The 13,936-nt window shown below is 52.7% G+C and carries 8 protein-coding genes; all 8 read right to left on the bottom strand.

Annotation, left to right across the window (positions count from 1 at the left end; translation table 11 throughout):
• Positions 1-18: 18 nt before the first annotated feature.
• The 8 genes from J3B89_RS00515 to J3B89_RS00550 are packed head-to-tail and all read right to left on the bottom strand — an operon-like array spanning position 19 to position 13,928.
• Positions 19-1,956 carry a hypothetical protein gene (locus tag J3B89_RS00515; protein ID WP_215395566.1) on the bottom strand — a complete coding sequence of 646 codons (1,938 nt, stop codon included), beginning with the start codon at positions 1,954-1,956 and terminating at the stop codon, positions 19-21.
• On the bottom strand, positions 1,953-3,323 hold the full coding sequence (locus J3B89_RS00520; RefSeq protein ID WP_215395567.1) for an ATP-binding protein: 1,371 nt from the start codon (positions 3,321-3,323) through the stop codon (positions 1,953-1,955). Before J3B89_RS00520 ends, J3B89_RS00515 begins: the two co-directional genes overlap by 4 nt.
• Positions 3,304-6,174, bottom strand: a complete 2,871-nt coding sequence (locus tag J3B89_RS00525) for a contractile injection system tape measure protein (protein WP_215395568.1) — start codon at positions 6,172-6,174, stop codon at positions 3,304-3,306. Before J3B89_RS00525 ends, J3B89_RS00520 begins: the two co-directional genes overlap by 20 nt.
• Positions 6,152-8,542, bottom strand: a complete 2,391-nt coding sequence (locus J3B89_RS00530; protein WP_215395569.1) for a hypothetical protein — start codon at positions 8,540-8,542, stop codon at positions 6,152-6,154. The genes J3B89_RS00525 and J3B89_RS00530 overlap by 23 nt, the downstream gene beginning before the upstream one ends.
• Positions 8,535-9,329, bottom strand: coding sequence for a hypothetical protein (locus J3B89_RS00535; protein ID WP_215395570.1), 795 nt, complete (start codon positions 9,327-9,329; stop codon positions 8,535-8,537). Before J3B89_RS00535 ends, J3B89_RS00530 begins: the two co-directional genes overlap by 8 nt.
• The gene (locus tag J3B89_RS00540; protein ID WP_215395571.1) at positions 9,322-13,206 is read right to left on the bottom strand and encodes a baseplate J/gp47 family protein; all 3,885 of its coding nucleotides are present in this window, start codon (positions 13,204-13,206) and stop codon (positions 9,322-9,324) included. Before J3B89_RS00540 ends, J3B89_RS00535 begins: the two co-directional genes overlap by 8 nt.
• Entirely contained in the window at positions 13,203-13,628 is a 426-nt protein-coding gene (locus tag J3B89_RS00545) for a GPW/gp25 family protein (RefSeq protein ID WP_215395572.1), read from the bottom strand. Before J3B89_RS00545 ends, J3B89_RS00540 begins: the two co-directional genes overlap by 4 nt.
• Positions 13,629-13,928, bottom strand: coding sequence for a PAAR domain-containing protein (locus J3B89_RS00550; RefSeq protein ID WP_215395573.1), 300 nt, complete (start codon positions 13,926-13,928; stop codon positions 13,629-13,631).
• Between the last annotated feature and the right edge of the window lie 8 nt (positions 13,929-13,936).

A 13,936-nucleotide genomic window follows, 5' to 3' on the forward strand; every position in this document is an offset into this window, starting at 1 on the left:
CTACTGACAAACGGTTATCTACGGATAATGCTCACGTTGTTGCTGTTGCTTACGAAAATACCACTGCAGCAACAAGGTAATAAATAAAGCCACGGCTAACACCAGATTCTGATATCGGTGCCAGAATGGATCACACCATAGGATCAGCAATAGTAAGAAGGGTTGCAGCAGCAGGAAATTTATAAAGTAGCGTTGCCGGTACAGTACCCTAAGCTCAAATAACACCAACGAAATAACACCATATAACGCCAGCAACGATACCAGGCTAAACAGTAACAGGCGGGCTTGCCAGCGGTTCGGGCAAATCAGGTTGCACAAAGCTGCCGAGGCGGTTAAGTACGTTTTATAAAACTGGTTGTCGGTTTGTATCTGCGGATTAAAAGCGGCTCTTAACCGGCTGTACTGCGCTTCGTTAAGCGGCATACTCCATAGCCCCGCACCACTGAAATTCCAGTTGGCATAGGTTAATTCATTGGCAAAGCTGTCGGCATCGGCAAAGTGCCGGATATGAAATACCGGCAACATTTTTTCCAGCAACATATTGGCATCGGCTGTTGTATCCATACTGTCGATTGCCGACTTTAACTGCTGCATGCCCAGCCTGAACCCCAACTCTTCGGTACTGAACAGCTGCTCTGTTGTGCTGTTACTTAGCTGGGCTTTGTCATCAAACCGGATCAGCAACAGGTTAACGTAAGGCGCGACGGCTAACAGATTATCCAGCGTATAAAAACCCAGTTCCTGAACCTGAGCTTTCGTATCATCCGGTACCGATTTTGTCTGGCGCAGCAAGGCACTGATTGGTACCGTCAGGTTAACAAAATAAGTGTCGGTATTTGTCGTTGGCTGCTGGTGGTTGAGTTGTAGTTTTAGCGTTTTAATAAAACTGATCACTGTGCCGTGATATTGCTGTGGTAGTTGCCTTAAGTCTAAATCCAGCGTAATGCCATCTGCTACTGTGCGCTTTTTACTTAACCCTAAAGTCACCAGCGGCTGCAGGTTATTAAGCCAATAGCCCTGCAGCGAAGTACTGAGCAACGACTGCATATCGTCTATCAGTGCCTGCTGTGCGCGGGCATTTTGCCAAAGCTGCAAATCCTGATTTTTGACCACAATATCAAGATAATTATTATGTGCCTGCGCCTGGTTGATAAACTCATTAAAAGGCCGTTTGTTCTGCCAGTTTGGCGGGGGCTGCAGTTTGTAATTGCTGTCGACAGTAAAGGCATACAAGCCTATGCGGTGCAGGCTGGCAAAATCGACTTGCTGGGGTGCGTTCAGCCAGTATGGCTGCAACGCATAACTGAAATTAACAAAAGAAGCCTGAGACGGCACTTGCGGCGCACAACCACAGTCTGCCACAGGTTGCCACTGCAGTGGTGCCATACTGCTAACCGGCCCGGTTTTAAACGCCTGTTGATACAGCAATTGTCGCTTTGCCACCGGCCAACTCTGGTTGGCAATATTTGGCGCAAAACCCACTAAATCCAGCGCTGTATCCAGAAGATCCTGCTGACGAAATACCGCGTCCTGTAAAGATGCCAGCTGCTTGCTGTCCTGCGCGGTTATTACCACAAAAGCACTGTGCTGCTGCAAATCTTTCAGCTTTTGTGCACTTACTACATAACCATACTGGTTTTCAGCACTACCGGCAGTATCCGGCGCTAATGTAACTTTAGTTACCAGTTCAGTAACATAATGCTCGTAATCATGCACCAACGGCCGCAAAGCAGTGCGCACGGCGTTGTCCAGCAGGTACTGCTCGGTGTAGATAATATCCTGCAGGGCCAGCAGTTTCTCCAGTTGTGCCTGTCGTTCTGCCAGGGCGGTTAAATCAGCCCCGGTTAACTGATAAAACCCCAGCTCGCGGCTTTCCAGTGGTTGCCATACACCGGTTACGGCGGCATTAAGCCAGGCCGGACATAACAGCAACAGTGCCAGCATCCATTGCTTCATACCATCATGCCTTCTTTACGCCGCTCGCGGCTTATACCTTGCAGCAAATCAGCTTGTGTCAGGGCTTTGTCGTTACGCAGTAACGCAGCCACTGCGGCATAACGCACTACGTTGGTCATTGCGCCGCCAGCCAGTTCAAACTCATGGGCCAGATAATTCAGATCCACATCACTGCCCAGCGCAACATGCTCACCCAAAATATGCTGCCACAGCCGTAAACGCTCAGAGATGTCCGGTAACGGAAAGTACACCATCGACTGAAAACGGCGGGCAAAAGCCTCATCAATGTTGGCTTTAAGGTTGCTGGCCAGCAGCACTACACCCGGAAAATCTTCAATGCGCTGCAGCAGGTAAGATACTTCCTGATTGGCGTATCTGTCGTTACTGCTGCTGGTTTGCGTACGTTTGCCAAACAACGCATCGGCTTCATCAAAAAATAAAATCCAGTGCCGCGCCTGAGCCTGATCAAATACAGTGGCAAGGTTTTTTTCGGTTTCGCCAATATACTTGGATACCACGGCAGATAAATCTATCCGGTAAACATCGGCACCGGTTTGCTGGCCAATTAAGGTAGCGGTAAGGGTTTTACCGGTGCCGGGCGGGCCATAAAACAACGCCCGGTAACCGGGTTTTATACTGCGGCCCAGTTGCCATTGCTGCATTACAGTATGCTGATGCTCGGCCCAGCCGATTATATGCTGCACCTCAGCCATGACTGCAGCCGGTAATACCAGATCCTGCCAGTTTAATGGCGTGGTAAGCAGCTTGGCCGGAAAGTGAATGTTGTAATCAGGTTTTTGTCTGGTTCCACTGCAAAACAGCTGCAAATATTCTGCACTAACCGTTAACCGGGCGCTTAAAAAAGGCTCCTCTGCCTCGTCGTGGCGCAGACGGATAATATTTTCCCGGCACAGTAGCTGGTCTGGCTGCAGCAGTTGTATTACCTCCAGCCGGGCTGATAAATCATTAGCTGCCAGCAAAAATGCTGCCGTTTGCGCACTGGGCATAAAGCCCTGATGCTGCTTAGTGCTGCAGCCGCCAAATTCACTGAAATTACGTGCCAGGTTCTCATTACGCACAAAAAAGGTATCCAGCAACTGCGGCTGTAAATGCGGTGCCAGTGCCAGTATTAATATCAACCGCTGCGCGGCGCTCAGCTGTTGTTTAATAACAAAAGCGGCATAACTGCCCTGCGTGGCATCCAGTTGCGGGGCTGCTGCCTGCTGTAGCATATTCAGCGGCTGTTGCTGAAAATAGCTATGCAGCCTGAGCTCAATGCAACGCGCCAGCCAGTCCAGTTCCTGCTGCATGCAAGCGGCGTTATCAGGCATTACACTATGTTGCAGTTTAACCGCGCCAGTGAACATACACTTCTCCTTGCATCCACGGATAACGGATCAGCGAATAAGACCACGGCAAGCCGTCAAGCAGCATGTCGTAGGGCCCGCTGTCCAGTTGCAGCTGCCAGCCGGAGCCATTGCCAGCGCGCTCCAGCGTACCGCCGCGCTGCAAAAAACACTCGCGTAACGTGGTTACTGTGCTGCCGGCCAGCTTTGGCCACTGTGCCAGTATGCCAGCCAACAGGCTATCAGCCATCGCCAGAGCTTCATCAGTTAGTTGTGGTACAAACCCTACCGGGCAAGGCGGCTGTACACCGCTTAGCAACATAGGCAATGGCCATTGCTGCCAGTAATCCGGTACAAGTTCCGCCTGCCAGTGTGCTGTGGCCATATAGTGCAGTAAAGCGCACGCCTGCCAGGCCTGTTCCGTACTGATAAAGCGCTGTGCCGATACCCACCCCAGCCGCTGCAGTAACATCGGTATATAAGGCGCTGCCAGCACTATACCAGCGTTGGCAACCCTGTGTATTTGTGCCTGTGTTTGCCCGTCAGGCCCCCTGCCAGTGACATTATCTTGCGCCACACCGGATAGCAGCGACGACGATACCGGCAACACCTTAGCATTACCAGATGCTGCAGCCTTTGGTGCTGCGGCTGTAGCAGGCAGTGCTGCAGGAGTGGCAGAAACAGCCATTGCCGCCAGTTGTACCGTTAGCTGTTGCAGCAATTGTGGCCTGCTGCCCTGTGCCGTATTACCGGTGTAGTGCTGCAGTTGCTGCGCCAGTTGCTGTAACAGTGTACGGCTGGCGGCACTGCCGGTTTCAGTTTCTAACCACAGCTGCAACTGGCTTATTAACAATGGCAATGTCAGGGGCTGGCGCTGCAGGCTACATTGCAGCAGTGGCAGCCAGCGCGCCTGACGATATAACGGCAAAGGCAGGCTGATGCCCCCCAATCCCCACTGCAGCAGGCTGGTATAGGGCTGCATACTGGCAAAGCTGGCAGGCTGTAACTGCTGAAACAACCGCTGCAAATGATCATCAGACGCATACTGCACCAGGCGCGCTAATAACGAACTGCCCGACAACTGTTGGCGTAAGCCATCCAGCCATAAAGCATTGGGTTGTTGCAACAATTGGCGCAGCAACAGGTTAAACTGCCGCTGCTGCGCCAGTGTAAGCTGGCCGAGCAATAACAGCTGCTGCCACTGCCGCCAGCGCCTGGCCTGATGCTGTAACGCGCTGCGTTGTATAGGCCGTGTTGCGCCAACCTGAGGTAAAGCCGTTACCGGCTGTGTCAAACGGTAGCTAAAATAACCCGGTAAAGCACTGAAGCTGTTATCCAGGCCATCTGCTGCCTGTGGCGTGAACTCTGCAATACCTGCCAGCAACTCTGTCAGTTGCAGCAATAACGGGCTATGCCAGGAAAACAGCTGACGGCTACGCTGCAATACCCGAAGCATATGTTGCACTAGGCTTTGCACCGACAAGTTGTCATGCGCGGCCATTTTGCGCAGTAAATAATGCAGGTAGCTGCGCCGGTTAAACTGGCTGCCACGCTCTACCAGCAAATAGCTCAGGCTCAGTTGCCACAAATGGCGCTGGCGTTGCTGTAAGGCGGGGGGAGGTAACTGCGCAGATTGAGATTGGGGCTGGGCCTTAATACTACTTTGCACCACACTGAATAACTGCGGCTGAGCCATCAGTTGCAGCATAAACCGCTGTTCAGACGGGGCCAGAAATTGCAATAGCTGAACCAGCATGGCCTGGCTTAAACCAAAGGCCAACACATGGCATATATCACTGTGACTGGCCAATTGCCGTAATATGGTTAACAGCTCAGCGCTATGTTGCAGGTAAAAGGCCCAGTTTCGCTGCAGGGCCGGGTCATCGGCCAAACGTAATGCTAACAGTAGTTGTTGACGCTGAGATGCCGTTAAGCCATCTTGCGGTGCTTTTTTAACAGAGGTAATGCTGGTTGAGTCTGGCTGCGATAAGGGAGCATCTGCCATACCGGTTAGTAATTCTGTCAGTTGCAGCAATAAAGGGCTGTGGCGGGCAAACAGCTGACGGCTGCGCTGTAAAGTCAACAACATGTGCTGCACCAGGCTTTGCACCGACAAGTTGTCGTGTGCCGCCATTTTGCGCAGTAAATAATGCAGGTAACTGCGCCGGTTAAACTGGCTGCCACGTTCTACCAGCAAATAGCTCAGGCTAAGTTGCCACAAATGGCGCTGCCGTTGCTGCAGCGCTGGCGGTGGTAACGATGCCGATTGATATTGAACAGCAGAATTACTGCGGCCCTGCACCACGCTGAATAACTGCGGCTGTGCCATCAGTTGTAACATAAAGCGTTGCTCGGACGGTGCCAGTAACTGCAGCAATTGCGCCAGCATGGTATGGCTTAAACCAAAAGCCAGAGCCTGGCATAAGTTACTGTGGCTGGCCAGATACTGCAGTACAGCCAGCAGTTGTGTAGCGTGCTGCAAATATAACGGCCAGTGTTTCTGTAATGTTTTACTGTCGGCCTGTTGTAATGCCGTGATCAGTTGCTGCTGTTGCGCGGCTGTCAAGCCTTGTCGTTTCGCCGCTATTGGCTGCGGTATCGCCGCTGGCAATAACAACCACAATTGCTGGCGCAGTGCTTCGCGAAAACAATGCTGCAACACATAACGATCGGCAGGCAAATGCAGCGGCGGCAGTTGTAACTGAATTTCATCAAGCCGCACTGTAATACCGCTGTCAAACTCGTCTAATACCTGCCGGGCAACGGGCAGTAGCTCTTCAACAAACAATTGCTCACCGGCTTCATTAAACCACTGTGCCATCGTTGTTGAATAGCACTGAAAATCAAGCTCAACCTGCATCAGCTGGTGCATGGGCATCCCCCGCTGGCTGGTTTAAGCGATAAAGAAACTGTGCCAGTGCCCGGCGTTGTTTATCCGCCCCTTGCCGATCAGCTTTTAGCGCTGAGCGCCAGTATTTAAACAAGCGCTCAAACCGGTTCATTTGGGCAAAATCAAGAAAAAACACCCGGCAACTTAAATGCGCCGGGCAGTTCATTTGTAGTGTTTCACACACCAGTTGCTGAAAACCGGCATCGGCAAAACGTGCGGTCCAGGCCGGGCACAATATGCTGATATTGCCTGCATAAAATGTAGCGGGCAGTTCTGCTTCGCTGCTTTGTGACGGCAGTAATAACAGATGCTCCATCACGTGCAGGCCTTCAGAGGCACGGCTGACATGAGACAAAAACATCACCAGGCTGTTGGCCATAATCAACGCCCGGCGATAATAACGGTAACTGCCAACCAGCCACCATTCATCCTGCCGGCTGTGCGGTACCTTAAGTAACACCTGATAGCGGTTTTGCTGCAGCAAAATACGGTAATTACTTAGCTGAATACCGGTTTGCAGCAGGATCTCCGGCAGGCAGTTACCGTCAAAACAACAGGCATCGTCAAGCTTACGCCGCAGTGCCTGGCTATCTGCGGCATAGCGCAAGCGTAACGGAGGTACTGGCAGCAGTACTAATGCACTGCTGCTGGTTTCATCCAGATAAAGCTGTTGCAGTTGGTCGGTATCGCTGCGCAGCCGCAACTTGTGTTGCAGCACAGCTGTGGTTAATGACTGAGCCGTTTGCGCCAAATCCAGCACCAGTGCCTGTTTGCGTACAAAGCCCCCTACAGCATCACGCCACAGTGGCGCATAATGATCCGGTGCCGCCACCCGGTCCCGCGTCATTACAACGATTTGCTGTAAATAACTGACTTTTTGCTGCAACCGCCTGAGTTCCGCTGACTGTGCAGTATGGTAGTAATCAAAATGCTGCAGGCTATGCTGGTGCAGGCTTTCGCCATAGAGTGCCAGCAGATAATCCAGCAGCCGGTGTTTGCGTTGCAGCACATTGTCCAACCGCTGGTACAGCTGTGCCTGGGTGGCATCCATATCCTGATATAACAGCGCATCCAGATCGCGGATACCGGAATTGCGCAAAGACTGATAATAATAGCTCTGCGTAATATGCTGCGGTGAAAACAATGCGGGCAACTGCTGCAACTGTGCAAGAAAATTTGCCAATAGCTGTTCAAATAGCAGTAAGTAGCCTTTTAACTGTAACTGACGGGGCGAGCTTTGTGCCAGCGGCCTTTGCAGGCCGTAGTTTTGCGGCAGTAGTGTCTGCAAGGAATGATAACGCCCCAACGCCCGGTAACGGCCGGCCGGAGGCGGGCATAAGGCTGCAATATCCGTTTGCCAGCGGCTGTATTGATGAAAACGTTTTTGCTGATAACGCTGTACAACGGCTTGCCAATCAATATTGATGCTCTTATTACCCATACTCAGGCGCACCTGCGGCGGGCTCGCGGCATCAGGCAAGGGTAAATAATATACCGGTAAGCCTTGTTGCAATGGCAAATTATCATAACAAGGGCTGCCCCCGCAGCGCAGATGAAACTGCCGCAGTTGCACTACACCATCAATATGCTGCAGTGGCTGAAAAAAGTCGGTGATATGTAACTGGCGCTGCTCACTTTCGCTGTATTCCAGCACGCCGCCGGTGGTTAGCGGCCCGGTAAACAGCTGTTCATAATCAGCACCCTGTGCCAGCAGATCGGTATAGCTGCGCCGGGCGCTGCTGCGTTGCAACAATTGCTGGCAACGGTAGTAAAACTCTGCCAACAGCTCTACCGGATCAGCAGATGACTGCACATCAAGCTCAGCCACCGGCTCACAGTACAACGGCGCAATAATATCTATCTGCCCCAGTTGCTCACCCAAATTGCGCTGCGCGCTGTAGCAGCGCCTGATAGCTGCAATCAGTGGTGCCGCAGGTTCATCTGGCTGTGCTGCCACCGCAACGGCGCGGTACAACCCTAATACCTTGCCGGGCAGCAGATAAATGTCGGCCAGTTGCGGTATCTGATCCAACAGGTAGCGGCGGTAATCGGCAGCAGTAGTTGGCCTGCTGCTGAGAATTTGTTCCGGCGATACCAGGCCCAGTGCGGCAAAGTTTATTTTGCCATCCGGGCTGCTGAGCAAATCGGCCATCGGAAAATTACAGCGGTACTGCAACTCTGTCAGGCTGAAACAGAGTTGCTCCAGCAAAGTAATACCGGGGTCGTGCAGGTTGTAGTCGGTCCAGCGCTTACCGGCCAGTTGCTGAATATCGGCCAGCGCTTGTTGCTTTAAGGCTGTAAAGCTGTCTTTTTCATGTGTCTGGCGCCGCTTAATACTGTATTCAGTCATCACTGCCTCCGCTGGTACCGGCGCCGTCCTGCCAGCATTGGCTCATGTCAGCGTCAAACCAAAGCTGGGTCAGGTAGTAGCTGATACGAACATTCACACCTAAATCCGTGCGTGAACGTAACTGCAGACAATAGCCCTGCTCCAGTGCCTGCCAGCGTAAATCCAGCTTGCAACTGCGTGATAAATAATACGCCTGCTGCACTTTAATGCGCTTTTTGCGGTTGAGAAAATTAAACCACCAGCCTTGCGGATTAAACGTATTAAGTGCCACCGCCTGTAGCAAAGCGTACTTGCCAGTACCTTTATTGCCGGTACCGGCCATTACCTCAAATGCCTGACAGCCCTGCAACGGGCCACTGATATCGTGCCACTGCCCGTTGGCAGGCACCTGACGTTTGCCGGTGGGCTGATAACCCTGCCTCCCCTGTTGCGTGATCACACCGGCGACATCCAGCGTGCTGGCCGGGTTAGCTGTGCCAATGCCCAGCCGTTGCTGAGGGGTAAGGCTTAGCAGTGCTTGATCAGCATGCTTAAATTGCAGGGCATTGCTGCTCTCGTCAAAGCTGACGCTCCACAACGGCTGCTCGCTGAGGTTATCGCGGAAAAAACTGAGTAGTTCGGTGTGTTTACCCAACACCGTGATTTCAAAACCATAACGGGCCGATTTATCAAAACCGTCTTCCAGTGTATTGAGTGACGAGTCAATCAGATCAGAAAATTCCTGCGCCGACGGCATAGCGCCATCGCGGAAAAAGTTTTTCAGCGTATTACGGTTACGTTTAGCCATCGCGTGCTTCCTGCTGAATAATAAAGGTATGGCCAATTTCAAGCTCGCTAACACCGGTGCGCTGCGCCAGCTCAGGCTGTGGTACTGCCAGCAAACGTAAACTGTGCTGCCGCGCCGGTGTCAGTAAGTTCCAGGGCCGCACCGGCTGCAATACCAGTTGTTCGGTATCCTGGTAGCTGGCACTGTCCTGCAATTGATACTGGCGGCTGCCGTACTGGCTGATATGCAGCAAAGAAAAGTCTGTCACGTAGTCAACATAAGATTGTTGCTGAATAAAAGATTGCACTAACTGTGGCCTTAACTGCCAGCCAAAACGCGCATCCAGCCCCTGCTGATGCCAGGGGCAAAGGTAATCAGACAGTGCCTGCTGCAGGCTTTGTAAGCCATCACCGCTGTGTAACGCCGGATTAAGCTGCACAGCACAGCGTACCTGCAACTGCTCAAAACCGGGGTTAGCTACTTCAATGCTGGCAAAAGGCGATGCCAGCGCAGCAACATAATGCTTAATCTGGCGCAGCAACTCGCCGCTCACCAGGCTGCGCTGGCAGTCCTGATGCTGACAGCCCTGCGGCTTTGCCACCACAATAAGCAGCAGCCGGCCGGGCGTAAGGCTGCTTTGTTCCAGCGCAGCATTAGGAAAACACTTTACCTTAGCCAGTTGCGGAAAAGCCTGCAGCACCAGGCGTTCAAAATCCCAGGCGGTGCTGGCACGTTGTTTGTGGCTTAAGCGCTCGGCAATACGCTGCACTCTGGCTACGCTGCTTTCCTTATGCGGGGTTTGTTGTAAAACGGGCAAATAACCACTAACCGTAATACCTGCCTGTTTACTTTGCAGCGCCCATTGCAAGGCACTCTGACTTAGCAGAGCGGCATCGGTTAATGGCTCTGTTGCCAGTAATTGCACAGCATTGGTCATAATACGCTGTAAACGGCCATAGCGCCGGCTTTGCCCGGCGCAGCACAACCGTAACCAGGCCTGCCCCGCAGGCATTAACTGATGCTGTTGCTGCAGTGCATGCGGTAACTGCAATACCACAGCACCGCTTGACGTCAGGCCACGGCTGCTGTCTGTCAGCAGTGCCTGATCGGTAAAATCCAGCCATTCATCATCATGCAGGTATTGCCAGCGCAGCGCGTTTTCCGGCACGGTATCGCTGCTGCCGCTGGCAGGTTCAATGTCAAACAACAAACTCAGTTGACCGCTGACGCTGGCCCCGGTTAACCCGATAAATACGTAAGCCTGATGCGCAAAATGCGGTAGCAACCTTACGGCGTCACGCCGGGCGCTGGGATAACTCTGGCGCTGGCCAAACGGATACAACTGCAGCAAGCGATCCCGGCTGCCAGTGGCCGGATCACGGCTGGTATGGATATCGCAAAAAGCGCTGTAACTTACACTCAGCAGTTGCAACAGCGGCGCATAGGGTGGCTGTGGCAGTGGCCGTGGCTTTTTGTGTTTAGCGTTATAAAGCAGGGTTTCACTCAGCGCAGTGCTATAACGGCTATGGCCAAAACCGCTGACCGGCTGGCTCAGGCTAAGGCGGAAAAAACCCTGACTGGCTGCGGGATGATACGGCTGGCCAGCCTGTGCCGACGTTAACCTGAAACCACTGACAGCACTGAAAACCAGTTGCTGCTTAGACTGCACCGGAGCATGGCTGTGAGCTGCTGCAAACAGGCAAAACTCAGCCTGATGTTGTTCATCTTCAGTTACCTGCTGCCAGCGCCCCTGATCCAACAACGCCAGCCGGGCTTTAAAACTGTAATTACTGATCTCTTCACCATATGCCGCATAATGGCCAGCCAGCCCTTCGCTGCCAACCGGCAGTTCAGCCCAGTCAAGTTCAAGCTCTAGCTGCTGTAAATGTTTATGTTGCCAGTCACTGTGATTAAACAACAGGTAACTGCCAGGCAGAGGTACCGGGCCAAACGGCCAGAAGGGTTTAGTGGCATCCAGTGGCCCAAGCTGATTACTCAGGTTAAGGCTGCGGGCATTTTTTACGCTGACTTCCAGCCGGCACCTGGCAATATCAAACTGACTGCAAAGCGAATAGCCACACAGCTTAGCCATAGGATTTAATGTCAGGCGCATACTGGCATCAGAGTCTTCAAAAGCGCATACGGCGGCAAAGCTGCTACTTAACTGACAACGTAACCGTAGCCCCAGCATAGTCGGGCCGAGCGGCTGAACAGAATATTCAGCCACACTGACAAAACCTGTGGCAGTAGACAGCGACAATAAAAACAGGTCGCTGCAATAACGGTAAAACACCGTCATTCTGTCGTCGCTAAGCAGTTGCTGCACACATTGATAACTTTGCACATCACCACTTTTCAGCGCCAGCAATTCAGCCTTTGCTAAAATAACCCGGCTGTCTTTTGCACTTAACCAATTATCCGGCCCAAACAGATAGTAGCTAAACAGCATACCGAACAAACGGCTAAACTCTGGCTGCTGCTCTGTACGCTGCAGCAACAGCAACAACACCTGCTGATAAAATGCCAGCCAGCGCTCCGCTACCGGCATCACCGGTAAATCGGGCAGGCAGCCGGCCAGCACAGTGGCGTCCTGCTGCAACTGTGCCGGCGATACTGCGTAATCCAGCGTGGTTAAAATTGCAGCCAGTGCCTGCTGCAAACGTTGCGGCCAGCTGTAATCTGCCCGCTGCAACAACCCGGTTAACCTGGCAGCCAGTTGCTGCGGTGGCGTTAAACTTAGCTGCAACTCTATGCAGCGCTCGCCTTCACTTAGCTGTAAAGTAGGCGACACTATGGCAAACCCCGGCATACGGGGTATGCCGTCATTCGCTACAAACAGCGGCCTGCCGCCGGATGCCTCAATACTGGCGCCACTGCTGTATATACGGCTGACAAACCCCAGTTCCTGCTCGGGTGAAATACGTTTACTGCTGAGTAAACTCAGGCTGTACAACTGATGCACCTGCACGCTCTGCAGATGCTGTGGCACAGTAGTATGAAACAACAGAGGCTTACCGTCGGCCGTTTTACCGGCACTAAAACGGGTGTTGGCTGGCAACAATACCGGGCCTGTTACAGGTTGCAGGCTAAGCCAGATACTTTGTGCTACCGGTTTACGCCAGGGCATTTTCAGGCAGTCGTCATAATAAAATGCCAGATGACGCTCAGTTAACTGGTTCAGCTGTTGCTGGTTGTTCTGATATAAGCGCAAAAACGCCAGAAATAACGCCAGCGCCGGCTCATTTTGCCCAGAGCACAACAATTGGTTAAGTTGCCCGGCAGTTTCCTGCTGCAAATAGCGGCATAGCTGTATCGCCCCTGCAGCACTGCGCTGCAGCGCTTCATCTACGCTGCATGTTGCTGAACCTGCCGGGGCAAACTGCAACAATGTGTGCAGATCTGCTGCAACGGGCAGGCTTGCTGTGGCTTGCTGTAACAACGGCAGATAAGGCGCCAGCTGGGTTTGCCAGCTGCTGTGTAATTTATCGGCCAGTATCACAGCAGTTTCAGAGCCAGGCTGCAGCAATTGGTGGTACCACTGGTGATATTGCTGTAGCAGCGCCATAACAAAACTAAATTGCCTCAGCGGTGTTTGCTGTTGCAGTACTTCCCAGTCCTGTTGCAGCCGGTTAGCGTCCAGTGCCGCTATCTGCGCCAGAATCGCCGGTTCACTGCGGCTGAATAGCTGGTGCCAGCTGCCCTGCGTGCTGCCGTCCAGATCAACAAAACGGATATTCTCTGCCAGCCCGGCGGCCAGGCTCAGCAACTGGTTAAAATTCAGTGTGTCGGGCTGAAAATAGCCGCTTTGCAGCGGCGCATAACGCTGCTCACTTTGTACAGTGCCGTCAGCATGAAACAACGCTGGCCAGTGTGCATATGAGCTTAGGCGGGCTGTCACTGCGCCACCTCTGTACCTTCAAGTAAGTAAAACGGATACACCATATTGTGCCGGCTGTTGGTACCACGGATCTGATAATTGAGCTGCAGCATTAACACGCCGTCAAAAATCTGCTGTAAATCCGGTGTTACCTGCAATAACTGAATACGTGGTTCAAAAAACAGCACCGCATGGCTGATGGCATCAATAATATTGGCCAGTGCATGCTCATCCAGGGTACTAAATACATAACGCTGCAAGGTACAGCCATATTCCGGCTGCATTACCCGCTCGCCAGGGCGCGTAGAAAACAAGATCCGCAGGCTTTGCTCTATATCCTGCTGATCTGTCACCATTTCGCAGTGGCAACTGCCACGGCCAAAACCAGGCGGAAAAGCCCAGCCAATGCCTAAAAATGCGTTGTCCGGTTGCTCGGTACTCATTTAACCTCCTATCATCACGGTGGGTGCACCCATTACCACTGCACCGCCATGGGCACAGGTGTCACCGAGCCGGGCAGCCGGTTTGCCGCCAATCATGACGGTAGCAGAACCTTTAATAATGCTATCGGGCGGGCCCACACATACACAGTTGTCACCCAATACCGCTGCGGGTAGTTTTTCAATCAGCACTGTGGGTACACCCGGCCCAATTACCGGGCCTCCGACATGCGGGATCGGCGGCAGGCCAGGGGTTTGCATCGGGCACTGGTGCATATCGGTTAAACGCGCTGCTGGTGGCATACAAAACT

It is taken from the genome of Rheinheimera oceanensis (assembly GCF_018831085.1).
In the GTDB taxonomy this organism is placed as follows: domain Bacteria; phylum Pseudomonadota; class Gammaproteobacteria; order Enterobacterales; family Alteromonadaceae; genus Alishewanella; species Alishewanella oceanensis.